This is a genomic window from Sagittula stellata E-37, from assembly GCF_039724765.1.
GTDB lineage: Bacteria > Pseudomonadota > Alphaproteobacteria > Rhodobacterales > Rhodobacteraceae > Sagittula > Sagittula stellata.
In genome coordinates this window covers 4,231,325-4,255,334 of record NZ_CP155729.1, presented here as the reverse complement: position 1 = coordinate 4,255,334, position 24,010 = coordinate 4,231,325, and the positions used below count along the sequence as shown (strand labels likewise).

Sequence of the window (24,010 nt, the reverse complement as noted above, 5' to 3'; positions counted from 1 at the left end):
CTTTGTGGCCCAGTGGCCGTCATGCAGGGTGGGGGAAGGGGATCACTCCCCCTCGCTCAGGATGCGGTTGCGAAACAGCGAGCGGCCGAACTTTGTCTGGCGGATGAACTTGAACGTGAACAGCAAGGCGATAATCAGGTAGATCGTCAGACAGATCGCCCCTTCGAAGAAGGCCGAAGGATCGCCGCGGGACAAAAGAAGCGTCCGGCGGAAGTGCTCTTCCATCATCGGTCCCAGGACATAACCCAGCAAAAGAGGCCCGGCAGGAAAGTTGGCGAGCCGCGCACCGACGCCGAACAGGGCCGCGGCGATCACCAGCCACACGTCGCCCACGTTCATGCGGACCGAATAGGTTCCGATGCAGATGAACATCAGGATCAGCGGGTAGAGATAGCGGCTGGGGATCTGCAGAAGGCGCACCCAGACGCCGATCATCGGGATGTTGAAGACGCAGAGAATGATGTTGCCGATCCAGAAGCTCATGATCAGCCCCCAGACGACGTCCGCGTGGTCGGTGATCAGACGCGGGCCCGGTGTCAGGCCGTGGACGACCAGAAGCGAGAGGATCAGCGCCATCGACGTCGAGCCGGGCACGCCCAGCGTGAGCGTGGGAATGAAGGCGGTCATGTCTGCGCTGTTCGCGGCGGCCTCCGGTCCGACGACGCCCTCGATTGCGCCTTTGCCAAAACGCTCGGGCTGTTTCGCCAGCTTGCGTTCGGTGCCATAGGAAATGAAGGTCGAAATCGTCGATCCGGTCCCGGGCAGCGCCCCGAAGAACGCCCCAAGTACCGTCCCGCGAAACATCGGTGCAATCGACCGGCGCAGGTCGTCCCTGCTGGGCAGCATGGACCGCATGCTGACTTTCCCGATCGAAAAGCTGGAGTTGGTAAAGCTGAAGACGATCTCGGTCACACCGAAAAGGCCCATGGCGATGACCACAAGGCTCACCCCGTCCTGAAGCGTTTCCATGCCGAAGGTAAAGCGTTCCACGCCGGTGTTCACGTCCGTCCCGGCCAGCCCCACGACGATACCGAGCAGGACCATGGCGATGCTCTTGACCGGCCCGCTGTCGGACATCGCGGTCGTCGCCAGCAAGCCCATGACCATCAGGGCGAAATACTCGGGCGACCCGAAGGACAGCGCCACGGATGCGATCAACGGAGAGAACAGCATCACCACGATGATACCGATGGCGGCGCCCTTGAACGAAGCCAGCGTGCTCATGAACAGGGCGATCCCCGCCTTTCCTTGCTGGGCCATGGGATGACCGTCGAGACAGATCACCGCCGCGTCCGTCGTGCCGGGCACGTTCAGAAGGATCGCAGAGGTCTTGCCGCCATAGGAGGTGCCGTAATAGATCCCCGCCAGCATGATCAGCGCGTACTGTGGTTCCACGTGGAAGGTGATCGGATACAGGATCGAGATCGCGGCCAGCGCGCCCAGCCCGGGCAGAACGCCGACGACCATGCCGACCAGCACGCCGAGCGTGCAATACATGAGCCCTTCGGCCGAGGCCGCGACGGACAGGCCCAACATGGCATTGGACAGGATCTCGTTCATTTCAGACCTCCGAAGGGCCAGGTGAAGATGTGCACCGGGATGGCGAGAAGGATGGCGAAGATCAGAACCGCCAGCGCAGAACCGAGCACCGAGGCGATCAGTTTCTGCAGCAGGCTCATGTCGCGGATGACCCCGGACGACAGCAGGATCAGGGCGAAACAGGCAGGCGCCAGACCGAAGGTCTCAAGCAGGAGGGCAAAGGCGGCGATGGCCAGGATGACGATGACCAGAACCCTGTAGTTCAGCACCAGTGAAGGAGAGATGTCGGCAGGCGCGTTATTGCGCCTGCCCTTGAGGGACAAGAAGAGTGAAAACGCTCCGTTCAGCATAAGCAGCACCCCCAGAACGAAGGGAAACCCTCCTGGTCCGGGCTGGATGAAGCTTCCCAGGTCTAGCGTGATCCTTGAATAGGCAGCGATTGCCAGCCCGACGGCGAGGATGCCGCCTCCAAGCAAGGGACTGGTCGAATGTTGCGGGGCATTCACGTCATGGTCTCCCTTTTCAGTCCGCCTTGGCGGCCAGAAGTGTAGCGAGTTTTTCCAGGCTGTCCGGCGTCTCGTCGAATTTGCGCAGCAGGGCAAAGATCTCGTCGCTGGCGGTATCGCCGACGACCGGGGCAACCAGTTCCTGGAACTTGCCCTGATGATCGTCCCATGTGAACGGGCGGCGCGGGTCGCCGAACGGAATTTCGGACGTGGCCTTGAGCACTTCGCCGCTTTCGAGCGTCACCTCGATATGTGTCTCGTCCTCGGGCTGGTCGTCGATCGTGATGCACTCGATCTTCTTGAGCAATGCCTGAATGTCGGGGCGGCCCAGCGTTGCCTCGCTGAAGTCCTGCGGTCCGAGACTTGTGCCGGTCAGGCCCATGGCGACGCAGAGCGGGATGCTGAAACGTCCTTCCAGCCCGGTCTTCGGATCGAGCCTGCCGGCCGTGACCATGGCGGTGCGATCGAGATAGACGACAACCTTGGCGATCGGGCGGCCATCGACCATCGGGCGGGCTAGAACGGCAGCCTCGGCGGGCGTGTGGGTCGCGCGGCAGCTGGCGAAGCGTTTGTAGCCCGTTTCGAGCAGCTCCCACTTGGCCGCAAAATCGAGATCCGGGATATCGTACTTGTCGTCGCGCAGGAAGGCCTGCAGCCAGCCGCCCTTGATCTCGTAAAGCTGCCGGGCGCCGATGAAGCCGTCATGCGCCAGCTCGGCACAGAGGATCCCATCCATCGCCGCCTTGCCCGCGTGGAACGGTTTGCCATGGGTGCCGAAAGAGCCGAGCAGCCCGCCGGCGGTGGTGGCGACGGCGCCAAGCGCATTGCCGATCTGATCGTCGCTCAGCCCCAGAAGAGCCGACGCGGCGCTTGCCGCGCCCATCCGGCCGACCATCGAGGTGGGGTGGAATCCGCGAACCTGCAGCGTGCGGCCGATCCCGTAGGTGCCCCCACCGCCAAGACGCGCCATGACCTCATAGCCGGTCACGAAGGCCGCAAGTGCCTCCGAGGCGTTCTTGCCGTAGTGCTGCGCCATGGCCATTGCCGTCGACCAGACCGGACCGGAGGGATGCCCGCACCCCTGACTGTGGGTGTCGTCCATGTCGTAAGCATGGGTCATGGACCCGTTGGCCAGTGCCGCAAGGGCCGGGTTGGTCTTCGGGCCAAGGATGACCCGTGCGTTGCCCGCGGCGGCCCAGCGAGCGACGGTTTTCTCGGCGGGCGCTGCCGCCGCGCTGTTGTGGCCTGCAATCGACACACCGATATAGTCCACCAGGGCCTGACGGGCGGCCTCTCTGACCTCTTCGGGGATCGTGTCATAATTTGTTGATGCAACAAAGGTTTCGAGCTGCCTGCCTCTGGGCATATCGGCCATCTTCATTTCCTTTTGGGATTTTTCGCGCCGTCTCGGCGCGAGGGTAGGGCGGCCAGAAGCCGCAATTCTGACACGGGGCCGCGATGAAACGCGGCCCCGCATCGGTCGATCCTGTTCAGTCGATCAGGCCAAGGCCCTTGGCCACCGATTGAAACTTGTTCACGTTGTTGGAGATCATCTCGCCATATTCCTCGGAGCTTCCCGCCTCGACCACGAAGGACGTTTCGGACTGCAGTTTGTCCGCGATGTCCTCGGTCGTGAGGGTGGCTACGATGGCGTCGTGGATCATGGCCACAACGTCTTCGGGTGCTCCGGCGGGAACGACGACGCCGTAGGTCTGCGTGACCTCGTAGCCTTCGAGGGTTTCGGCCACGGTCGGTACGTCGGGCAGCAGCGGGTGCCGTTCGGCCGAGGTCACGGCGAGATAGTTGACCTTGCCTTCCTCAACGTAGTCGGCGACCTCGTAGGGATAGGCGAGGAACAGCGGCACGCGACCGGACAGGAAGTCCGCGAACATCTCGCCGCCCCCTTTGTAGGGGATCTCGATCATCTCGATGCCGGCTTGGGTCTTGAGCAGACCGTAGGTCAGCGCCTGAAGCGAGGTGTTTCCGGACGTCGAGTAGGGAATCTCGTTCGGCGTTTCCTTGGCCTTCTCGATCAGCTCCGGCAGGTTTGTCACGCCAAGATCGGCGTTCGCGGTGATGAAGTAGGGTGTGGTGGCCAGCGCGACGACCGGATCAAAGTCGGTCGTCAGGTCGAAGCCGACAGCCTCCGGGCCCTTGATCGCCTGGTTGACCACCATCGAGTTGGTGATCCCCATGATCGTGCAGCCATCCGCGTCGGCCTTGACGACCTCCTTGCCACCGACGGCGCCGGTTGCACCAGGGCGGTTGTCGACCACGATCGAAACGCCGCCAAGGTTTTCAGAGACGCCATCGGTCAGCAGGCGGGTGGCCCAGTCGAGGCCGCCGCCGGCGGAGTATGGCACGACCCAGCGCAGGGTCGAGCAGGGGAATTCCTGCGCTGCGGCGGGCAGGGCGATGCCCGCCTGAAGTGCGGTCAGCAGACCGGCCGTGATGAGTTTGGTTTTCATGTCCATGTGTCTTTCCCTGTTGGTGGCGATGGCTTTTTTCTGCTTCTTTGCCTGCGGTGTATGGCGCCTCAGATTCTGATCACTCCAACGCCATCCTCATTGGAGATCTCGGTTTTGAAGGGGGCGGAGTATTCGGCCATCTTCTCGATGATCCGGTCTCCGGTTTCGCGGTCGGCGATCCGGGGAAGTCCCCGTTGCGACCGTTTTTCATGATAGTGCCACAGCGGATGCAGCCGGATTTCGCGCAGCGCGCCGCCCTCGTAGGTCAGCGTGCCCAGAACCGCCTCGTGCCACTCCTTGTATTCGTCGCCGGACCGGAGGGGGCGGATGTTGTCCTTCTTCAGCCGTCCCGAGCGCACGGCATCGCGGTATTCGATGGCCTCTTGCGGCAGCGCGTCGATGCCCAGACCGTTGCGGATGTACATGTCGGGCGGGAAGATCTTGATCGTCTCGCTCTGGTAGAAAAAATTGCCGAGGCTGTAGAAGATCGGGCAGCCATTGTAGATCTCGATCCCTTGCAGCAGGTGGGGGCCGTCGCCCATCACCACGTCAGCGCCTGCATCCACCAGCGCATGCGCCAGTGCGATAACGTGCTCTTCGGGGTAATGGCCTTCGGTTTCCTGATGCAGGTGCACGACGACTTGATCGGCGGCAAGCTTGGCATCGGCGATGACACGACAGTTCCGTTCAAGGTCCGCCTTGTCGACGGTGTAGCGCAGGGTGTTTTCCGAACCGCGCTCGAAGATCTTGCCGAAAGCAAGGATCTGGTCCTCGCGCAGGGCCTTGTTCTGGCCGGTGTCCTGCATGATCGTGGCCAAAGAGTCGAACGCGCTGTCGCTCAGCGCATAGCGTGTCTCGTGGTGAATGGCATTGATGCCCGGGCGTCCGGGAAACTCCGGTCCCTGCGGGCCGGCGGGGCAATGCGGGGGAAAGTCGATGCACACCGAAAGCAGCGCGACACGACCGTTGTCCGTTTCAAGAAACGTCGCTCGTGTGGCGGCTGCCAGATGTTCGCCCACGCCCGCATGGACCAGTCCGGCAGCGTCGAGGATCTCGGCTTCTTCGCGGAGCATTTCCGCACCGAAATCCATCCCGTGGTTGTTCGAGCGGGCGACCATGTTGATCCCCATCCACTTCAGCTCATCCGCCACGAAAGGATCGGCCTGCTGATAGGACTGCTCCTGGCCCATCGTGTCCGCGGGCATCGGAGCGCCCTTGAAGGTGTGGATGCGAGTCTCGAGGTTGGTGCAGGCGATATCGGCCGAACGGATGATCTCAACGAGATCGAGGAAGGGCTTGTCCTGGTAGCAGGAGTGCCGACGCGTACACAGCGTTTCACCGGTTACTACGAGCTTCATGTTCATATGTGGGTCCAGATCTCTCGTCGTTCTGGCGCAGGAATGGATCGAAGCTCCGGTCCGCGCGCCCTTTCGGAAGACGCTATGCCGGTCGCGGCCTTCCAGCAAATGCAAATATGGCGCATAATTATTGCGATATTTGGAATAGACTGGGCGTCTAAATTTGAGCCGAACTGGGCCCGTTCGACGCTTCGCATGGTTTTTCAGCAAGAGCTGCAACGCGCCGAAAAACACAGACGCCCCACTCAGGAACTGGTGGGGCGACTGCAGTTTTTCAGATTTTTTAGTCGGTTAGCTGCGCCGGGCGTGCGGAGTCTCACTCTGACCCGGGACGTTTGGCCGGGGAAGCCGCGGCGCGTGTATCAGGACCACCCGACGACCAGCAGGAAACCAGTGCCGAGATAGAGCGTCTCGGCCACCACAAGGATGATTGCCTGTCCGCCGATCTTGGAAAGCTGCTTGAGAGACGTCTTCATCCCGGCGGCTGCTACCGCGGTGAGCAGCATCCACTTCGATGCCTGGCTCGCCAGCGAGATGACCCATTCGGGGACCGAGATGACCGAATTGAGCGAGGTGAGGAGCAAGAAGACCACCACGAACAGCGGCAGCAACGGCGGCTTTTTCGTATCGTCCGTGACCGCCCGCCCTGACAGGCCGATGGCAATACCAAGGAAGAAGATCACCGGCGCAAGCATGGCAACGCGCAGCAGTTTGACGGCTGTGGCGACGTCCCCCGTTTCGTCCGAGACGGTGTAGCCCGCGCCTACCACCTGCGCGACGTCATGAATTGTGGCCCCCAGAAACAGCCCCGCTTCGGGCGGTGACATGCCAGCGCTTTCGGCGATGATGGGATAGAGCACCATCGCGATCGTGCTCAGGATCGTGACGGCCATGACGGTGAAGGTCAGGTCTCGTTCCGAACGGTCGTTCCGGGGCAGCACAGCAGAGATCGCCATGGCTGCAGAGGCCCCGCAGATCGCCACCGATCCTCCTGTAAGCACACCGAAATGCCACCCCTGCTTCAACAGCCGGGATCCGATCAGGCCGAGGCAGATCGTGGTCAGCACGGCCAGAACGATCCACAGGACCGAGACGGCCCCGAGTTCGGCCAGCATCTGCCAGCTGACCCGCAATCCAAGCAGCGCGACCCCGATCCTCAGGATGACCCGGCTTGCGAAGTTGATGCCGGGGGCGCATTCGGTTTCCTCGTAGAGAAAGTGGAAGGCGATCCCGAGAAGCAGGGCCATCAGCATGGCCGGGGCGCCGTAGTGTTCCGACAGAAACGAGGCCGCACAGGCAATAAGCCCGGCCACGAACGCCCCTTTCGAAAGGACGAAGCCCGAGGAAACCCGGTGGCGCAGATCGCGTGCGGTATCCGACATCATGACCATGGCCGCCCTCAACGCAGCGAACTCAGAACCTGACGCAGAAGCTCGCCGAGTTCGGCGATCTGGTCGGGTTGGATGATCAGTGGCGGGGACAGGGCGATGATATCCCCGGTGACGCGTATCATCGCGCCCAGATCCCAGGCCCTGCGCATCGCCTCTGTACCGCGCGCACCGGGGGCGCCGTCACGCGGGGCAAGCTCGATAGCGCCCACCAGCCCGAGGTTGCGGATGTCGATCACGTTGGGGCAGTCCCGCAGACCGTGCAGCATCTCTTCCCAGGGCAGGGCTACCGCCGAAACATTGCCGTACATGTCGTCCTGCTCGTAGGCGTCCAGCGCACCGAGCGCGGCGGCGGTCGCCATCGGATGGGCCGAGTAGGTGTACCCATGGAACAGCTCGATCGGAGTCTCCGAGGTGCCGGTGATGGTCTCATAAATCTCGTCGCGCACCACCACGGCGCCCATCGGGATCACGCCGCTGGTCAGACCCTTCGCGCAACAGATGATGTCGGGCGTAACACCGAAGTATTCCGCCGCGGTTGCCGTTCCCAGACGTCCGAAAGCGGTGATCACCTCGTCGAAGATCAGCAGGATTCCATATTTGTCGCAGATGGCGCGCAGCCGTTGCAGGTAGCCCTTGGGCGGAAGCAGAACACCTGCGGACCCGGCCATCGGTTCGACGATCACCGCCGCAATCGTCGAGGCATCGTGCAGCGCGACCAGCCGCTCGAGATCGTCCGCCAGTTCGGCCCCGTGCTCCGGAGTGCCGCGGCTGAAGGCGTTCCGCGCAAGGTCATGGGTGTGGCGCAAGTGGTCGACACCGGTCAGAAGCGTTCCGAATTTCATCCGGTTGCGCACGATCCCCCCGACCGAAATGCCGCCGAACCCGGCGCCATGGTAGCCGCGTTCCCGGCCGATCAGCCGGGTGCGTGTGCCGTCCTTGCGCGCCGCGTGATAGGCCAGCGCGATCTTCAGAGCGCTGTCCACCGACTCCGACCCCGAATTGGTATAGAATACCCGGTTCATGGGCTCGGGGAACTGCGCCGCGATGCGCGCGGACAATTCAAAGGCGGCAGGGTGCGAAAAGTTAAAGCTGGGCGCGTAGTCGAGGCTGTCGATCTGCCGCAGCAGGGCCGCGGTGATCCGCGGATCGCGGTGCCCGGCATTCACGCACCAGAGCCCGGCGGTGGCGTCCATGATCTGCCGCCCGTCCTCGCTTGTGTAGTACATGCCCTCGGCGGACACGATCAGACGGGGATCCTGCTTGAAGTCGCGGTTCGCGCTGAACGGCATCCAGAAATGTTCGAGCGAATTGGGTCGGTTCATGAAAAGCGCTCCGGGGTGTCGGTGGAGGCGCAGCAGCGCCACGTTGCGCTGCTGCGAAAGGATGGGCTTGGTGGTCAGACGTCTTTGCCACCGGTAAAGTTGAACTCGGCCCCGGTGCGGATGCCCGAGGGCCAGCGCGTCGTCATGGTCTTGAGCCGGGTGTTGAACCGCACGCCTTCGGGGCCGTGGATGTGGTGGTCGCCGAACAGGGACCGCTTCCACCCGCCGAACGAGTGATAGGCGACCGGCACCGGGATCGGGACGTTGACACCAACCATGCCGATCCGCACCCGCGCCCAGAAATCGCGGGCGGCGTCGCCATCGCGGGTGAAGATCGCGGTGCCGTTGCCGTATTCATGATCGTTGATCATCTCTACGGCCTGCTCGTAGGTCTCGGCGCGCACGACCGACAGCACCGGGCCGAAAACCTCTTCAAGATAGATCGCCATGTCGGGGGTGACCCGGTCGAACAGGCAGCCTCCGATGAAATACCCGTCTTCGTAGCCTGGAAGCGTGATGTCGCGCCCGTCGACGACCAGTTCGGCGCCCTGTTCGATGCCCTGCGCGATCAGCCTGTGAATCTTGTCGTAGCTCTGCTGCGAGATCACCGGACCCAGTTCGGACTGCGCGTCGGTGTAGGGCGCGACCTTGAGCGCGCGGATGCGCGGCTCCAGCGCGGCGACCAGCCGGTCGGCGGTCTCCTGGCCCACCGGAACGGCGACAGACACCGCCATGCAGCGTTCGCCGGCAGAGCCGTAGGCCGAGCCGATCAATGCATCGACGACCTGATCCATGTCGGCGTCGGGCATGATGAGCATGTGGTTCTTGGCACCGCAGAGCGCCTGCACGCGTTTGCCGTTCGCGGTGCCCCGGCTGTAGATGTATTGCCCGATCGGGGTAGAGCCGACAAAGCTGACCGCCTCGATTACGGGATGGTCAAGCAGCGCGTCCACGGCCTCCTTGTCGCCATTGACGACGTTAAAGACACCTTCGGGCAGACCCGCTTCGGCCAAGAGCTCGGCGATGCGCATGACCACCGACGGGTCTTTTTCCGAAGGCTTGAGGACGAAGGTGTTCCCGCAGGCGATGGCCACCGGATACATCCACAGCGGCACCATCGCGGGGAAGTTGAACGGGGTGATGCCGGCGACCACGCCAAGCGGCTGGCGCACCGAGAAACTGTCGACGTTGACCGAAACCGCTTCCGAGTATTCGCCCTTCAGCAGCTGGGGAATGCCGCAGGCGAATTCCACCACTTCGATGCCGCGCGCGATCTCTCCCTTGGCATCGGGCAGCGTCTTGCCATGCTCGGCGGACAGCAGTTCCGCCAGTTCGTCGGTGTGGGCTTTCAAGAGGTCGCGGAATGCGAACATCACCATCGCGCGCTTCGCCGGAGGCGTCGCCGCCCAGGCCGGCAGTGCGCGGCGGGCCGTTTCGACCACAAGGTCGACGTCGTCCTTGGTGGCAAGGCTGACCTTGCCCGTGACTTGTCCCGTTGCGGGGTTGCGGATCTCTGCGATGCGTTCAGATCTGCCCGCAAAGGGTTTGTTCGACATGAAATGACCGATGGGTGTCATGGTGTTCTCCGTCCGTGGATGGGGGCCGTCCCGCGCGTTCAATGCGCATTCGACCGGGCTGGCGTCACCCATAGCGGGCGCCCGTAACCGCGGGACAGACGCAGATCACGGGATCTATGGGTGCAGATCCGCAATTGCGTGTGCGTTATTGGAGTTAGGCATTAATTTCGATTTTCGGAATAACCGTTCATCCCAACGCAATGGGCGCAGCTATCCGGTTTGGCTAGGCTGGGCGCAGCGCGGCCCGTCCCGGTAAGCCGCATTCAAACAACGGAAAAGCCACGAGAGCCGCCCATGCAAAGACCTTTCGAAGGCATCAGGATCATCGACATGACCCACGTTCTGGCTGGCCCGTTCGCGACGAGCCAGTTTGCCCTCTTGGGCGCGGAGGTCATCAAGGTCGAACCGCCGGAAGATCCCGACATGGCGCGGAGCGATGGCGGCGACGCGGTCCTGGCTGAGAACTTCATGGGCACGCGCTTCCTGACCACGGGTTCGAACAAGAAATCCCTGACCGTCAATGTGAAAACCGCCGAGGGCCAGGCCATCGTGAAGGCGCTGGTCAAGGATGCCGACGTCTTCATCGAAAACTACCGCGCCGGGGCCTTCGAGGCGCTCGGGCTTGGCTACGAGGACCTCAGGAAGATCAACCCACGTCTGATCTACTGTTCCCTGACCGCTTGGGGGCAGGATGGTCCGCGTCGCACGCACACCGGTTTCGATCAGGTCGTGCAAAGCTATTCCGGCATCATGTCGATCACCGGAACCGAAGAGACGGGTCCGCTGCGCTGCGGTCCGCAACTGGTGGATATCGGCGCCGGGGTCACGACGGCTTTCGCCCTCGCCAGCGCGCTCTTCCAGCGGCAGACCACCGGCGAAGGGCAGCGGATCGACACAAGCCTGACCGATGTCGCTTTCATGATGATGTATGCGCAAATCACCGACTCGATGCGCACCGGGAAAGATATGGGTTTCGAAAAGCTGGAGCACGGGTCGCCGACATACAACCAGTTTCAGGCCTCGGACGGAAAGGTCATGCTCGCGGCGTCGAACCACCGCCAGTATGCCCGCTTCTGGGCGGCACTCGGCCAACCCGAGCGCGGCTTGAAGACCGAGGCAGAGCGTCACGCGGGCCGCGAGGAGGAACTCGCCCTGCTCAACGCGCTGTTTCTCACGAGAACCGCGCAGGAATGGGAGGACTTCTTTCAGGCCCATCACGTTCCCTGTGTCCGGCAGCGCAGCGTGAAAGAAGCGCTGGCCGATCCGCAGGTCGCGCATCGCAACAGTTTTCACCGGTTCGAGGAGGGCTCGGATCGGGTCGAGGGCGCCTATACCGTGCCGCTCGCCGCTTACAAGTTCGCGAAGGGCGGGCCACGGATCGACACGCCGCCACCGCCTCTGGGCCGCGACAATGCAGAGATCCTTACATCGCTTGGTTATGGCGAGGATGAGATCGAGACGCTGCGTGCCCGCAAGGTGATTGGCTGACAGCGCCGGGTCGCTACCGGGCGCGCGGGGTCACTTTGCGAGATCCGGCTGGCCCGCATCCACGATGGGCGACGATTTCAGCAGATCGAGGAACGCATTCACCAGACGCCCGTGCCGCGCGCCCTTGCGCTGGATGATGCCAAGCGTGCGCGACAGCGTGGGCGCAACCAGCGGCGTGATGCAAAGATCGTCCATCGGCGCGTCGACATAGGCCAGCCCCGGCAGCACCGACACGCCCACGCCATGTTGCACGAGGCCTATCGCCGCCGACAGATGGTTCACCTCATGCGCCCAGTTCAGCTTGAGGCCTTCCTTCGCCAGACTGGCGTCCAGCAGCGTCCGGTTGCCGCTGGAGCGATTGACCCCGATCAGTTGGCGGGTCGCCAACTGGCTCCACGCGATGCTGGGGTTCTCAACAAGCGGATCGTCCTTGCGGGTTAGCGCCACGAACTCGTCATCGAACAACGGAATGAAATCGACCTGACCGTCCGTTTGTCCCATGAATGTCACGCCGAAATCGGCAGAGCCGTTCAGGACGCTTTCGATCACGTGGGTGGACGAGGAATCCAAAACGCGGAAGCTGGCCTTTGGATACTCCGTGTGGAATTGGCCGATGAGCTTGGGCAGAAAGCTGACCATCGACGTCGGAACGCAGGCGATGGAAACCAGCCCCGATCTGAAATATGCGGAATCCGAGATCACGCCGAATTGCTCGTCGATCTCCGAAAGGGTGCGCCGGATGGTCGGTTCCAGTTCCCGGCCGACGTTGGTCAGAAAGACGTGCCGCGTAGAACGCTCGAAAAGCTGGTTGGCAAGCTTGTACTCAAAAGCCTTTATCCGGCGGGTGAGGGCCGGTTGCGAAATATTGAGCGCTTCCGACGCCTTGCGGAAAGAGCCGAGGTCAACGATTGCGACAAATGCCCGAAGATCCTGAAGTTCGAAATTTAAACTCATGTCGGAACTCTGGGATGTTGGCGGTCGATGTGCGAACCTGATCGCAGAAGTGACGTTTCACGCGACCGGCGTTGCGCGGATTTCATGATTGGCATGTCTTGCCGGCAGGGCGGGGCCCCTAGTGTGTCTCAAACGTGCGCAGTTCCCGGAGGAAGTCAACCTTCGCGCCGCCTCCTTCTGTGTGAAGTACCCCACCGAGTGGTCCGGTCGGAATGTTCATCGATGGTGGGGCTTGGGTCCATCGGGACGATGCTCTTGGGAGCTGGTGGTCTGTATCCGAAAGCGCTGAGTGGCCTGATGGATTGGCGCCATCGTTCGATCAAAATCTGTGCTTAACGCCAAGTGGCAAACACTTCGTCTCCGAGCATCTCGTCGCGGAAGCGGGCATTGGAGCCTTTGCAGTCGCCGTTATCCTGGGGAATCCCTCGCTTGCCAGCCGTCTCGCCGTCTTCATGTAAACGGATCAAACACTTAGGCGCTATGCGACGTTGCGCATAACCTGTGCTGGCTCATCCTGCTCGGAAGCGCTCTGGAATTCCGCGACCACCTCGCTGAGCAGATTGGTCGCAGCGTTCAAAGCTGCCGTTGCAGCGGAGGTTTCTTCAAACATGCCTGCATTTTGCTGTGTAAGCTGATCGAGCTCACCCATGGTATGTTTCAGATCCGCAATTCCTTGTGAATGTGTCCCCACAGTCTCCGCGATATTCTGCATTGCGTCAGATGCCTTGCGCACAGCTTCAAGAACACCGCGAAGTACCGCACCGGCGTTGTCTACCAGTTCCACGCCGTTCTGTACCTGACGGGCGCTATCGTTGATGAGGACACTGATTTCTTGTGCCGCATCCGAAGAACGGCCGGCGAGCGCGCGAACTTCCGATGCGACAACAGCGAACCCTTGGCCGGCCGCCCCTGCACGCGCGGCTTCGACCCCTGCATTGAGGGCCAGGAGGTTGGTCTGCAACGCCACGTCTTCGATCAAATCGACAACCGAAAGGATCCGGTCTGAGCTGCTCTTGATTTGGCCCATTGCATCCAAAGCGCCATCGACCACTTTCATGCCATTTTCCGCGTCGGTTCTCGTCTCGGCTGTCATCAGCGCTGCCTGTTGGGCGTCCCCTGATGTGGAGGACATGACCTCACTGATTTTGTCGATCCGCGAGGTCACGCTTCCCAGTGCGTTCGCCTGATCCTCTGTCCGCTTGGCAAGTTTGTCGGACGCAGAAGCAATGCTCCTTGTATCCGCTTTTATTGAATCTGCGTTTTCCTGCACGCGTGTCATTGCCGTGGACAACGCGTGCACCGCGCTGTTGAATTCGGTTCGCAAAGGTTCGAACTGATCTGGAAACACTGTCTCGATGCGCGTTGCGAGATCGCCCTTTGCCAGTCTGGTCAGAGCCACGCTGAACTGCTCCATGACATTGAGCTGTTCCGCCTCCTTCTTGGTCAAGTCCTCTTGCAGTTCTTGGGAACTGGTCAGCGCAATGGACAGCCTGGCCGACTCTTGTTCGATCTGTTCGCGTTGACCCAACTGCATGCTCAAAAGGTAGAACAAGCCCCCGGTTTCAGCCACCCAAACGGCGCCGTGTAGCGCCAAGCGACCCAAATCTATCAGCAAACCGCCGCTTGGATAAATCAGTGTCGGGAGGAAAAAGGTGAGCACCGCGTGGTGAACAATGACGATCCCTGAAGCGGAGAGGAGCGCGCGCCGGTCTTGCAGGATGACCAGTACGGCCAGCACGGCAAAATAGATCAAGTGGGAGTCAAGCTGCCACGGGTTGCCGGCCAATGCTGCAGTCAGCAGGGGCAATTGCCCCATGGCACCAAGTGAAACCGCAATCCGTGCAATCCCGCCGCCACGAAACTGAAGGCCGATGGTGACCGCGGCAATTACGAAAGACATCGCGAGAAACGGCCAAGGCGACAGTCCCGCCAGCCAAGCACCGACCGCTGGCACGGGTGTCAGCAGGACGTTGAGATAGCCAACCAGGCGCAGACCTTTTGCCTGCGCAACTTCCAGGGAAGAGTTAATGTCGGTCATTCTAAACTCCGCATATTTGCGCTGCTATCGCGCCGTCGAGGACCAGCCAAGCACCCTCGTTTCTCAACCGCTCCGCAAAGCTTTCAGGGTGCGTGTCTGCAACCGCGAGCAGGGCAAGCGGTGCGCGGGTCGGGCCGATGGGACGGCCGCCCGCGCGCCGCAGGATGTCGGGCAAACCGTTTACAGGTCCGACAACAAGAAATGTGGTTGCGGTTTGAATCGGGCGGCCAGTGACAGCCAACACAGGTGCCGCTATCAGGGGCGCCAGGACCAGACATATCATTGCGGCTATGCGCATCACGGGTTCCCGAAAAGAAACAAAGATCACATTGCTCTAACCCCGAGAGATTACCTTGCGATTAAGCGGTCTTCGGTTTGCCCGGCAACTTTGTGTCGCAATCTACACTTGCCTTATGCGACGGGCTGTTCTTGCAAGTCGCGTTGGCACTCGGCACGCCGCACCGGTGGAAACGCATTTTGGGGGCCGGCCGGATAGGCCATTTTGGCGTGGCTTCACTTACACCGCTTGCCAATCCGCCCGTCGCCGCGCCATCCTCTGGCAATGCGTTTCGTCTTGATGTTCCTATTGCTGCTTGCGGCCTGTGGCCGGCCCCTGACCCCTTCAGAGGCCGAGTATCTTGCTGCCATCCATGGACCTGAACTCGACACCTCGAAGATCCGGCTGGTCGATGGCCATTTCGCTGGCGCGATGACCTATCGCATCCCGGTTCGGCCGCGCACGACCTGCCAGGAACGTATCTGGCCACCCTTGTCTGAGACCACCGAAGTCACGGTCGCGCCTGCGGCCACCGTGCTTTTCAACAAGGTGATGATCCGTGATGACATCTACCGCACCGATTTCCTGAAGGGCTGGCCGGAAGAGGTCGATCTGCTGGAAGCAATGCTGTTCGCGCACGAGGCGACCCATATCTGGCAGTGGCAGAACCGCAAGCGCACCGGCTATACACCTTTGAAAGCGCTGAACGAGCACGTCGCATCGAAGGACCCCTACCTCTTCGATCCCGACAATGCGACGCGGTTTCTCGACTACGGGTACGAACAGCAGGGCAGCATCGTGGAGGAATACGTCTGCTGCCGCTTGCTGGACCCCGAGGCGCCGCGCACCGACCGGCTGCGCCGGCTGATCGGAGCCGAGATGCCCATCGACCGACTGGACCACGTCATCACCACACCGCGTGTGCGGGTCCCCTGGAAGGACGTGCAGACCGAGGGCATCTGCCGCTGATTTACTCCTGCCGCTGGATCTGCGTGATGAACGCGACAAGGTCCACGACCGGGCGCGAGGTCAGAACCGGCTGTCCGCCAGGGGTTTCGATCGGCACGTCAAAGCGCCCTTCGAAAAAGCCTCCGTAGACCGGCATGGGCGAGCCGTGACTGACCAGCGGATCGCGCCCGTCGATGCGTTTGACAACCCGTTCCATCGGGAACGCCCCACCGTTCTGTGCGGCGAGTTCGGTGAGGTTGACCGGTTTGATCGTCATCACACCGGCCATCGGCCCGTCGCCTCGTCCTTCCAGGCCGTGGCAGGTGGCGCAATGCCGGGTGAATATGTCACGCCCGACCTCCGCATCCTGTGCGATAGCGGGCAGTGCAAGACAACAGAGCAGAGCGGCGAGGCGGGTCATGGCGTTCTCCTTGATCTCCCTTCGGGCAGGATGGCGCGGATCACCTCTGCGTGCCTTGACACGCATCAAGACTGGAGCTGCGCGCCTGCCGTGCTAGCCTTTCCGGGATCGCAACGGGGGGATTTCGGATGCTGGCACGTCTTCTGGCCTTGGTGCTCAGCGCCAGCGTGGTGCAGGCGCAGGATACCGATCTCGAACTGGTGTTGTTGGCGGATGCCTCCGGCAGCATAGATTCCCGCGAAATCGCCTTCCAGCGGCAGGGCTACGCGCAGGCCATCACCGACCCGGAGGTCCTGGCGGCCATCGGGGGCACCGCCTATGGCAGCATCGCCGTCACCTATGTCGAATGGGCGGCCAACACCGCCGTCGTGGCGGACTGGACGCTGATCGACGGGCCGGAGACAGCGCAGGCCTTCGCCGACGAACTGACGGGCAAGCCGCGCCAGGCCTACGGGCGCAATGCGATCGGTGGCGCGTTGCTGGATGCGCTGGGGCTAATGGACGCCAATGCGCATGACGGCTGGCGCAGGGTGATCGATTTCTCGGGCGACAGTGCAAACAACTGGTCGGGTCCGTCCATCGAGGAAGCCCGCGACACGGTCTTGGCGGCGGGCGTGACGATAAATGCCCTGCCGATCCTGCGTCCGGACGATCCCGGGCGCGCTCAGGGCGGGCTTGAGGCGCTCTACGAGAAGCGGATCATCGGCGGACCGGGTGCCTTCGTCGTGACGGCAGAGAGCCGTGACAGCTTTGCCGAGGCCGTGAAGCGCAAGCTGATCCTGGAGATATCCGGCACCGTTCCCGCGCCGCGCAAGATCGCCGCGCGCTAAACCACGGCCGTCAGGTGTGCGGCGGGCGGCGCGGCTTCCTGAGGCCACGGCACTGCGGCGCCATTCGCCCGCAATTGCGCAAAGCCGCGACCGAAATGACGGGGATGCGCCTCGATCCGCAGCGGGCGGTCGTCGAAGTCGGTCAGGTCGAGCGTGGCGCTGCGGTTGTCGGTCTCCAGCGTCTCGCGCAGGATCTGGAGCGCGATGGCCTGACCCAGCCGCAATTGCTGATGGTTCTCTGCAGGATGCCAGCCGCCCGACACGATGCGGGCCAGCGCGATGTTGGAGGCCATGCGGTCGGCCTCTTCCGCCAGGGCCTGTGCTGGACCGGTCGTGCCGACCATCTGGATCTGTGCACGCCGGGACGTGTCGAAGACCGCCTTCAAGAGGGTTGCCATGGCACCCGCCACGACGACGTGGCTGGCACAGTCGGAGGGCGGGACCGCTTGCCGCTCGGGTTCGGCCAACGGCAGGAACAGTGCCGTGTCGAACCTTTGCCGGCCGCGCAATATGCCGTTGTCGCGGCTGACCCAGTACAGCAGGTTGGGCGCGCATTCCGCCAGTTCGTCGGCGGCGGCCCGGTAGAGGGCGCTGGCCGGCTCGTCCCCGCGTTCTTCGCGGGCTAGCCAGACGGTCATCCGGGCGGCGGTCACGGCGGGCCGGGCAAGACGGCTGCGCGACATGAGCAACTCCAGCGCGGTGCGGCGGGCGCGTGTCTCGGCCTCTGCCATGAGCGATAGCAGGCGGGGCCCGCGCCACATCGGTTCCGACAACGCCAGCCCGCCGTCGAGCGCGGTGCGATGAGCCAAAGCCTTGAGCGCGGCGTTGTAGAAAGGGCGGCCCGACGGTGTCTCGTGCAGGCCGCTGGCCATCTCCTCCAGCGTGCCGGGGTCTGTCTTGGACGCACCGTCGCGCGGCGTCCGAAGCGTTGCACCGCTGTGGCGGCCGCACCAGTCGTGCCACACCGACATCGGCGCCCCGGGTGAGGGCGGGCGGCGCACCGGGTCGGTTACGGCACCGGCGTGGTCCCCGCTCCAGAAAGCGGACACCCTCGTTTGCGTGCCGCGCAGGGCGACTCCGCAGTTGAACAGCGTCCGGAGGGTCAATTGGCCATCGGCGTTCCAGCGCAGGGCGCGCCGCTGCTCGGCTTCGGCGTCGCCAGCAATCTCCGGCAGGATGCGTGTCTGGTCGAACCACGCCAGGCTGCGCAGATCGCAAAGCAGTTCGTGCAGCGTAAAATGCGTGGCGCCGTCGATCCAGATTGCGCAGTGCGGATCGTCCAGCTCGGCCAGCCCGCGCTTGCGCAGCAGCGACAGGGCAAAGATCTCGGCCATGTCGGCCGCGAGTTCCGATGCACAGACGCGCGGCGCCTCCGGCACAATTGGCTGGTGGCGGGCGCCGCCGTGGGCGCCTCCGCCGTCGATCACCTTCAGTCTGGAGGTGACGGATTTGCGGCGGCTTTCTTGGTCTGGCGTCTGGATGCGAGTCATGTCTTCCCCCGGATGGTCCCGGCGCTCTGCAGGCGCTGTTGACGATGCGTTAATCCAACCATGCCCAGCTTGCGTGATCGTTCCGTGAGTGCTTCGTAATTCGCCCGTGAATGCGTGATGAATTGCGATTCAAAGGGCTGGTATTCACGCATCGGACGGCGTGAATTCTGCGCAATTCACCTTGGCATTCCAGCGGCTTGCTTGACCGGGTCTTGGAAACCGCCTTTGATTTACGCAAAGGCAAACAGGGGGAAGTTTCGATGGGATTTACCTGGAGCGCGCCGCGGCCACATACCTTTCGCGATGCCTATCTCGACTGGTCGCGCCTGCTGGGCAAGCGTCTGGACGCCCTGCCGCCGCAGCGTGAGGACGGCGGCGCGGAGTATGAGCCGATCTTTGTCGCGCTCAAGACCGGAGACGACCCGTTGGCCGCGCGCATTGCATTGGCCGAAGCGCTGGCGTCCAGCCCGGTCCTGTTGATGGACCCCCATGAGACACAGGCGCTTCTGGCGCGCATCGACGACCCCGCAACCCACGCGGACCTGCCCGACGAATACGCGCTGTATCGGAAGGTCGGCACTCCCGACAGCGCGCATGCACAGCTTTTCGACGTGCTCGACACTGGTGTGGCCGTGCGGCTGGAAGATGCGCCTGCGCCGGTGATGTCTGCACCCACCCCGGCCGCGGCTTCCACTGCGCCGGGTGCCCCGATCGTGGCGATCATCGACGACGGTGTGGGTTTCCTGAACACGCGTTTCCGCAGGACGCAGCGGGACGGCACCAGTCGTACGCGCTTTCACGCGGTCTGGCTGCAGGCACTGGAAAGCCGCAGCACGGAGGGCGGCGTTCTCTCGGGACAGGTGCTGAACGCGGCGGACATCGATGCCCTTTTGCTGCTGCCCGAAGACGCGACCTACGCCCGTTTCAACAAGGCGCTGGGTGGGCCGCGGACGCGTCCGGCGCTCGGCGCGCAGACCAGTCACGGCACGCATGTCCTCGACCTCGCCGCCGGGGCCGATCCGGAGGACGAGAACGATCCCGTCCGAGGCTGGCCGCTGATCGCTGTGCAACTGCCATCCGAAACCATCGACGACACGTCGGGCATGTGGTTCGAAAGCTACATGCTGCAGGGCCTGCGATGGATCCTGCGGCGCGCGGCGGAGGTCAGCACATCGGCCCCGGTGATCGTGAACCTGTCGCTGGGAAACACCGCTGGACCGAAGAACGGCACGCGCTTCGTCGAGCGGCAGATGGCGCGGGAGGCGCGGGTCTGGGAAGAAGTGACCGGCCAGCCTGTGCGGATCGTCTGGTCCTTCGGCAACAGTTATCGAGACGACCTGATGTGCACCCTCGAATTGCCGAAAGCGGCGGAGGGGCAGGCGGTGGTCCGCGTGCAGCCCGACGACATGACGGCGAGTTTCGTGGAGATGCATCCGCGCAACGGCGCGACCGGCGACATTGCCCTGTCGGTGACCGCGCCGGACGGGGCAACCACCGGGTACCTCAAGCTAAATCCCGGAGAGATCGTATCGCTTGAGGACAGGGGAACTTCGGTTGCGCGGCTTTATCACGTTCCGGAACGTCCCGCCGGCGTCGGCGAAGTGGAGGCCGCGCACTACACGCTGGCGCTCGCGCCGACGAGGCAGCGCAAGTCTCGGGAGGAGGTGGCCCAGCCCGGCGCATGGACCATCGACGTCCGGAACGATGGCGACGCAGAGGTCTGCGTGTTGTGCCAGATCCAGCGCGACGACGCGCTTGGTGGCAGCTTGCTGCGCGGACGGCAGGCCTATTTCGATCACAGCGGGGCCTACGGGTGGAGCACGACCGCTGCCTCCTATTCGCAGCCGCAGGACGATTGTCCGGTCACGCCGTCCGGTTGTCACAACGCACTTGTCACCACATCGGCCCGGCAGGTGTTCTCCTGCGGTGCGGCTGTCTGGACGCCGCGCCACGGGGTGCCGACACATGCCAACTTCGCCCCCGCCTATTACAGTGCCGAAGGTTCGGACTGGACGGTGGCGGGGCCGACGGTGTCGACGCTTGTGGATCACGGCGCCTTCTCTGGTGGCACTCGGGCAAGCGGCACCCTGTCCGGGTCAACCCGGCGACTTGGGGGGACTAGCGCGGCTGCCGGGCGCCTGACACGGGCGCTGGGGCTGTCGGCCGGGTTGATCGCGGCCAATGCGAAGAAACCGGACACAACGCAGAACGACGACCTGAACCCGGCGGCGCTGGACCTCTACGAGGTCGATGCGGACCGCAGATCGAGGCTGGGGGCCTATATCGTCGTGGCGCCGGGCAGCGGGCCGGGCGCGGACCTGCCTGTCTGACAAACAGAGGACTGCCTCACGAAACGACGCCGGGGTGCCTTGCAGCACCCCGGTCTACCCATAGCTTCCGGCTGCTGCCGGTACTGCTCAAACTCTCACCATTCTTCTTTGGCGTCATCCCACAAGCGGCGCAGCCATGCCGGAACGATGTCTTGGGAAAAGGTGACGGACGTTGTCTGAACGACCGTGTTGCCGTCCAGAGCGTCGGTCAGCGCCTTGAGGGTAAAGTCGCCTTCGTAGGTGTCGCCGTTGAATGTGCGTGCCTTGACCTCGGTCTCTCCGTCCAGAAGGCGCACGAGCGCTTCGGCCAGCGTGACGCCAAGAACGGCGCCAGCCATGCTGTCGGTGGGAAAGTGCACGCCCGCGACGGTGCGGTTCATCGCGATACGCTCGGCGTGGCGATAAAGCTCGTTGCCGTTTGCGATCTCCTGCACCGGGTCGAACCCGCGGTTGTAGAACAGACGCGTCAGGAGCGTCGCCGAGGCGAAGCTTTCGGTCGCATGACCCGATGGCCAGGAGCCGTGCCCCGGGGTCTGGATGATCGGTTGCACCTTGGCCGTCATGGCAATCGGGCGGGCCACGTCGAAGGCATGCTTCAGCGGCTGTTCGATCATCGTGCACAGCCGGTAGATCGCCTGGTTCAGCGCCAGCGTCCACTTGGTTGCGTCCGGGGCCATGTAACCGACAAGGGCAAAAAAGCTCTGGATGTCGCCAGTCTGCATGACGATTTCCGAAAGCCGGTCGCCCCGCAGGTCGGCATAGGTTCGCAGGAAGCGCAATTGCTTGTCGGCAAGGAAGGCGTTCGTGGGTTTCTTCAGCGTCACGATGGTCTCGCCGTCGAGGGTCACGCGACCTTCGTCGTTGGCGTCGGTGGATGTGTCGAGGGAAACCGCGCACATGCCCAACAGTGCCTGGTCGAGGACCGCGCGGCGCGGGCCGTTCGACATCGCCTTCAGCGCCGCCCAGCTTTGACGGCCGTTTTGGTGCGGCGTGCGGTCGGCCTTGCCGTCCCAGAATCCCACGGTGCCATCCCGCGCCATGCCGAGCGCTGCACCGCTGAACCCGCTGTCCGGACCAGACTGGTGGTTTTCCGTCGCCTGATGGTTCTGGTGGTTTTGATGGTTCTGATGATTTTGGTGGTTCTGGTGGTTTTGATGATTTTGGTGGTTCTGATGGTTCTGGTGATTATCGATCCCGAAAACAGGCATACCGTCTTTTCTCCCACGCCCCCGCGTTAGCCCAATTCAGACCCGATGCTTGCCGTGGCGTCAAATCGGTAAACGAATTGCAGCAAGTGTTTTACGGAAATTTCACGAGTGTTGCCGCACTCGCGGACCGGTGTTAACGTCGCGTGACGTAAGGGGTAATCCATGTCCGTATCGCAGGACAGTCTTCTGAGGATCGAGGTGCTCGGCCCCTTCAAGGTGGTCGGTTCCGATGGCGTGGACCTGACCCCGAAAGGCGCCAAGAACCAAGCCCTGATCGCAATGCTGGCGCTCAGTCCCGGCATGAACCGCACCCGTCGCTGGCTGGAGGACAAGCTCTGGTCGACCTTCGGACCGGAGCAGGCGAGCGCGAACCTCAGGCAGGCCCTGTCCAAGCTGCGCAGCGCACTCGGTGACGAGGCGGTACGTCTCGGATCGGACCGCAGCGCAGTCTGGCTAGAGGCGGCAGGTGTTCGTGTCGACCTGCTGGAAGAAGTCGTTCCCGGCGACGAGCGCACCGAGTTGCTTGAAGGCATGGACGTCCGCGATCCGGAGTTCGAGGACTGGCTCCGGCAGGAGCGCGCCCAGCTTCAGACGATGATCTCGCGGGCGACGCCGTCGGACAGCAAGGGCGTTCTCATCAGTTGCCGCAGCGACGTGTCGGGCGGGTTGCACAGCCAGATCATGAGCGAGGTCCTGTCCAACCAGATCGGCGAGAACATCGGCGAGCAGGTCCGCGCCTGGCGTCAGGCCGATCCGGATATCTCGGCCGCTGTAGAGGCGCCGGACAGCGATGTCGTGATCCAAAGTCAGATCGTCCAGGACAACGAGGGCCACACGCTTTTCCTGAAGGCCGTCCACCAGCCCAGTGCGCGCATCCTCTATTCCAAGCTGCAGCGTATCGAACGTCTTGAGGACGTGATGAACAGCGAGGAGGCGGTTGCCCGCACGGTGTTCGAGGCGGCGGACCAGATCCTTGGAAAGCTGCCGCACGTCTTGCAGAAAGACCGCCCCGAGTCCCGCTCGACCGCGCTGTCGCGGCTTGGCCTCTACCGCATGTTCAGCTTCGATCAGGACGCCCTGCGCGAAGCCTACGGGCTGATGGACCAGGCCTTCCGCAACGATCCGTCGGGCATATATCTCGCCTGGTGCAGCCTGATCCGTACGACCCAGATGATGGAACTGTCGGAGGCGGATCAGGCCGAACTGATGGACGAAACGATGGAGCTGTACTACCGCGCCATCGAACTGGATGCCGACAATGCGCTGGTGCAGTCCATCGTCGCCAAGGTCCGCGCCACGACCGTGGGCGATACCGCGGGTGTGATCGACATGGCGCGCAACGCGGTAGAGCGAAACCCGGCCTCTGCCTACGCGCTGAAATCGCTGTCCGAAGGCTATATGCTGGCCGGGGACCTGGAACGCGCCTATCAGACGTCGGCGCGCGCCTGCGCCATCGCGCGCACCTCTCCGTTCCGCCACTACTGGGACACCGGGCATTGCGTGATTGCGATTGCCTGCAACCGCCCGCAGGACGCGATCGAGGCCGGAGAGGCAGCCGCCCGGGCCGCGCCCCTGTCGCGCCCGGCACACCGGCACCTGCTGGCGCTCTACGCGCTGCAGGGCGATCTGGACAAGGCGGAAGCGGTGGCAAAGAAGATGGCCAAGATCGAACCCGGATTCAGTATCGACAAGCTGATCAACGACGACACCTACCCGGTGCGCACCCTTCGCAACAAGGGGCTTCTCGACCCGATCCGCGCCTTGCTCTGACCTTGCACGGCGGCCCTTTTCAACGCGGAAACAGTGGGCCGCGGCGGCGGTGCTTGGTTCCCTAAATCGTCAAGATACCGCCAAATCTGCCTATT

Annotated in this window: 18 protein-coding genes and 1 pseudogene; 5 read left to right on the top strand and 14 right to left on the bottom strand. The window is 63.1% G+C overall.

Annotated features, from left to right (window positions below; translation table 11 throughout):
- Positions 1 to 42: 42 nt before the first annotated feature.
- From ABFK29_RS20270 to ABFK29_RS20235, 8 genes are all read right to left on the bottom strand, one after another.
- Positions 43 to 1,560 carry a tripartite tricarboxylate transporter permease gene (locus ABFK29_RS20270; RefSeq protein WP_005860256.1) on the bottom strand — a complete coding sequence of 506 codons (1,518 nt, stop codon included), beginning with the start codon at positions 1,558 to 1,560 and terminating at the stop codon, positions 43 to 45.
- Positions 1,557 to 2,045 carry a tripartite tricarboxylate transporter TctB family protein gene (locus tag ABFK29_RS20265; protein WP_232281576.1) on the bottom strand — a complete coding sequence of 163 codons (489 nt, stop codon included), beginning with the start codon at positions 2,043 to 2,045 and terminating at the stop codon, positions 1,557 to 1,559. The genes ABFK29_RS20270 and ABFK29_RS20265 overlap by 4 nt, the downstream gene beginning before the upstream one ends.
- 16 nt (positions 2,046 to 2,061) lie before the next feature.
- The gene (locus ABFK29_RS20260; RefSeq protein ID WP_232281575.1) at positions 2,062 to 3,420 is read right to left on the bottom strand and encodes an MmgE/PrpD family protein; all 1,359 of its coding nucleotides are present in this window, start codon (positions 3,418 to 3,420) and stop codon (positions 2,062 to 2,064) included.
- Positions 3,421 to 3,535: 115 nt separating this feature from the next.
- Positions 3,536 to 4,513 carry a Bug family tripartite tricarboxylate transporter substrate binding protein gene (locus ABFK29_RS20255; RefSeq protein ID WP_347099764.1) on the bottom strand — a complete coding sequence of 326 codons (978 nt, stop codon included), beginning with the start codon at positions 4,511 to 4,513 and terminating at the stop codon, positions 3,536 to 3,538.
- Between the two features lie 68 nt (positions 4,514 to 4,581).
- Positions 4,582 to 5,877, bottom strand: a complete 1,296-nt coding sequence (locus tag ABFK29_RS20250) for a CapA family protein (RefSeq protein ID WP_005860247.1) — start codon at positions 5,875 to 5,877, stop codon at positions 4,582 to 4,584.
- A 356-nt stretch (positions 5,878 to 6,233) separates the two neighbouring features.
- Entirely contained in the window at positions 6,234 to 7,262 is a 1,029-nt protein-coding gene (locus ABFK29_RS20245; protein WP_005860244.1) for a YeiH family protein, read from the bottom strand.
- A gap of 8 nt (positions 7,263 to 7,270) precedes the next feature.
- A complete protein-coding gene (locus tag ABFK29_RS20240; protein ID WP_040604700.1) occupies positions 7,271 to 8,584 on the bottom strand; it encodes an aspartate aminotransferase family protein in 1,314 nt (437 codons plus the stop codon).
- A gap of 74 nt (positions 8,585 to 8,658) precedes the next feature.
- Positions 8,659 to 10,161 (bottom strand): CoA-acylating methylmalonate-semialdehyde dehydrogenase, encoded by a 1,503-nt coding sequence (locus ABFK29_RS20235; protein WP_050772436.1) that lies wholly within the window; start codon positions 10,159 to 10,161, stop codon positions 8,659 to 8,661.
- 294 nt (positions 10,162 to 10,455) lie between these two features.
- Here ABFK29_RS20235 and ABFK29_RS20230 point away from each other — a divergent pair, with 294 nt between their 5' ends.
- A complete protein-coding gene (locus ABFK29_RS20230; RefSeq protein ID WP_005860238.1) occupies positions 10,456 to 11,649 on the top strand; it encodes a CaiB/BaiF CoA transferase family protein in 1,194 nt (397 codons plus the stop codon).
- 30 nt (positions 11,650 to 11,679) lie between these two features.
- Here ABFK29_RS20230 and ABFK29_RS20225 read toward each other — a convergent pair whose 3' ends face one another.
- The 3 genes and pseudogenes from ABFK29_RS20225 to ABFK29_RS20215 form a co-directional block, all read right to left on the bottom strand.
- Entirely contained in the window at positions 11,680 to 12,603 is a 924-nt protein-coding gene (locus tag ABFK29_RS20225; RefSeq protein WP_005860236.1) for a LysR family transcriptional regulator, read from the bottom strand.
- 227 nt (positions 12,604 to 12,830) lie between these two features.
- A pseudogene (locus tag ABFK29_RS20220) lies at positions 12,831 to 13,028 on the bottom strand (integrase core domain-containing protein); the annotation flags it as partial.
- Positions 13,029 to 13,081: 53 nt separating this feature from the next.
- Positions 13,082 to 14,641, bottom strand: a complete 1,560-nt coding sequence (locus ABFK29_RS20215; protein WP_005860234.1) for a methyl-accepting chemotaxis protein — start codon at positions 14,639 to 14,641, stop codon at positions 13,082 to 13,084.
- Positions 14,642 to 15,218: 577 nt separating this feature from the next.
- On the opposite strand from ABFK29_RS20215, the gene ABFK29_RS20210 reads away from it, so the two are divergent.
- Positions 15,219 to 15,887, top strand: coding sequence for a hypothetical protein (locus ABFK29_RS20210; RefSeq protein WP_347099760.1), 669 nt, complete (start codon positions 15,219 to 15,221; stop codon positions 15,885 to 15,887).
- Between the two features lies 1 nt (position 15,888).
- Here ABFK29_RS20210 and ABFK29_RS20205 read toward each other — a convergent pair whose 3' ends face one another.
- Positions 15,889 to 16,287 carry a c-type cytochrome gene (locus ABFK29_RS20205; RefSeq protein ID WP_040604699.1) on the bottom strand — a complete coding sequence of 133 codons (399 nt, stop codon included), beginning with the start codon at positions 16,285 to 16,287 and terminating at the stop codon, positions 15,889 to 15,891.
- A gap of 128 nt (positions 16,288 to 16,415) precedes the next feature.
- Here ABFK29_RS20205 and ABFK29_RS20200 point away from each other — a divergent pair, with 128 nt between their 5' ends.
- A complete protein-coding gene (locus tag ABFK29_RS20200) occupies positions 16,416 to 17,117 on the top strand; it encodes a DUF1194 domain-containing protein (RefSeq protein WP_005860229.1) in 702 nt (233 codons plus the stop codon).
- On the opposite strand, the gene ABFK29_RS20195 is transcribed toward ABFK29_RS20200, so the two are convergent.
- Positions 17,114 to 18,607 carry a hypothetical protein gene (locus ABFK29_RS20195; protein WP_005860227.1) on the bottom strand — a complete coding sequence of 498 codons (1,494 nt, stop codon included), beginning with the start codon at positions 18,605 to 18,607 and terminating at the stop codon, positions 17,114 to 17,116. The two genes, ABFK29_RS20200 and ABFK29_RS20195, sit on opposite strands and share 4 nt — an antisense overlap.
- A 260-nt stretch (positions 18,608 to 18,867) precedes the next feature.
- Between ABFK29_RS20195 and ABFK29_RS20190 the strand changes: the two genes are divergently transcribed.
- Positions 18,868 to 20,937 (top strand): S8 family serine peptidase, encoded by a 2,070-nt coding sequence (locus ABFK29_RS20190; RefSeq protein ID WP_005860225.1) that lies wholly within the window; start codon positions 18,868 to 18,870, stop codon positions 20,935 to 20,937.
- Between the two features lie 95 nt (positions 20,938 to 21,032).
- Here ABFK29_RS20190 and ABFK29_RS20185 read toward each other — a convergent pair whose 3' ends face one another.
- Positions 21,033 to 21,959, bottom strand: coding sequence for a phosphatase PAP2 family protein (locus tag ABFK29_RS20185; protein ID WP_232281573.1), 927 nt, complete (start codon positions 21,957 to 21,959; stop codon positions 21,033 to 21,035).
- Positions 21,960 to 22,307: 348 nt separating this feature from the next.
- Between ABFK29_RS20185 and ABFK29_RS20180 the strand changes: the two genes are divergently transcribed.
- On the top strand, positions 22,308 to 23,915 hold the full coding sequence (locus ABFK29_RS20180; protein ID WP_005860219.1) for a hypothetical protein: 1,608 nt from the start codon (positions 22,308 to 22,310) through the stop codon (positions 23,913 to 23,915).
- The last annotated feature ends 95 nt before the right edge of the window (positions 23,916 to 24,010 follow it).

Coding starts and splice junctions, on each gene's coding strand:
- ABFK29_RS20270 (WP_005860256.1), bottom strand. CDS start 1,560: ATGAACGAGATCCTGTCCAATGCCATGTTGGGCCTGTCCGTCGCGGCC.
- ABFK29_RS20260 (WP_232281575.1), bottom strand. CDS start 3,420: ATGGCCGATATGCCCAGAGGCAGGCAGCTCGAAACCTTTGTTGCATCA.
- ABFK29_RS20255 (WP_347099764.1), bottom strand. CDS start 4,513: ATGAAAACCAAACTCATCACGGCCGGTCTGCTGACCGCACTTCAGGCG.
- ABFK29_RS20250 (WP_005860247.1), bottom strand. CDS start 5,877: ATGAACATGAAGCTCGTAGTAACCGGTGAAACGCTGTGTACGCGTCGG.
- ABFK29_RS20245 (WP_005860244.1), bottom strand. CDS start 7,262: ATGGTCATGATGTCGGATACCGCACGCGATCTGCGCCACCGGGTTTCC.
- ABFK29_RS20240 (WP_040604700.1), bottom strand. CDS start 8,584: ATGAACCGACCCAATTCGCTCGAACATTTCTGGATGCCGTTCAGCGCG.
- ABFK29_RS20235 (WP_050772436.1), bottom strand. CDS start 10,161: ATGACACCCATCGGTCATTTCATGTCGAACAAACCCTTTGCGGGCAGA.
- ABFK29_RS20230 (WP_005860238.1), top strand. CDS start 10,456: ATGCAAAGACCTTTCGAAGGCATCAGGATCATCGACATGACCCACGTT.
- ABFK29_RS20225 (WP_005860236.1), bottom strand. CDS start 12,603: ATGAGTTTAAATTTCGAACTTCAGGATCTTCGGGCATTTGTCGCAATC.
- ABFK29_RS20215 (WP_005860234.1), bottom strand. CDS start 14,641: ATGACCGACATTAACTCTTCCCTGGAAGTTGCGCAGGCAAAAGGTCTG.
- ABFK29_RS20210 (WP_347099760.1), top strand. CDS start 15,219: ATGTTCCTATTGCTGCTTGCGGCCTGTGGCCGGCCCCTGACCCCTTCA.
- ABFK29_RS20205 (WP_040604699.1), bottom strand. CDS start 16,287: ATGACCCGCCTCGCCGCTCTGCTCTGTTGTCTTGCACTGCCCGCTATC.
- ABFK29_RS20200 (WP_005860229.1), top strand. CDS start 16,416: ATGCTGGCACGTCTTCTGGCCTTGGTGCTCAGCGCCAGCGTGGTGCAG.
- ABFK29_RS20195 (WP_005860227.1), bottom strand. CDS start 18,607: ATGACTCGCATCCAGACGCCAGACCAAGAAAGCCGCCGCAAATCCGTC.
- ABFK29_RS20190 (WP_005860225.1), top strand. CDS start 18,868: ATGGGATTTACCTGGAGCGCGCCGCGGCCACATACCTTTCGCGATGCC.
- ABFK29_RS20180 (WP_005860219.1), top strand. CDS start 22,308: ATGTCCGTATCGCAGGACAGTCTTCTGAGGATCGAGGTGCTCGGCCCC.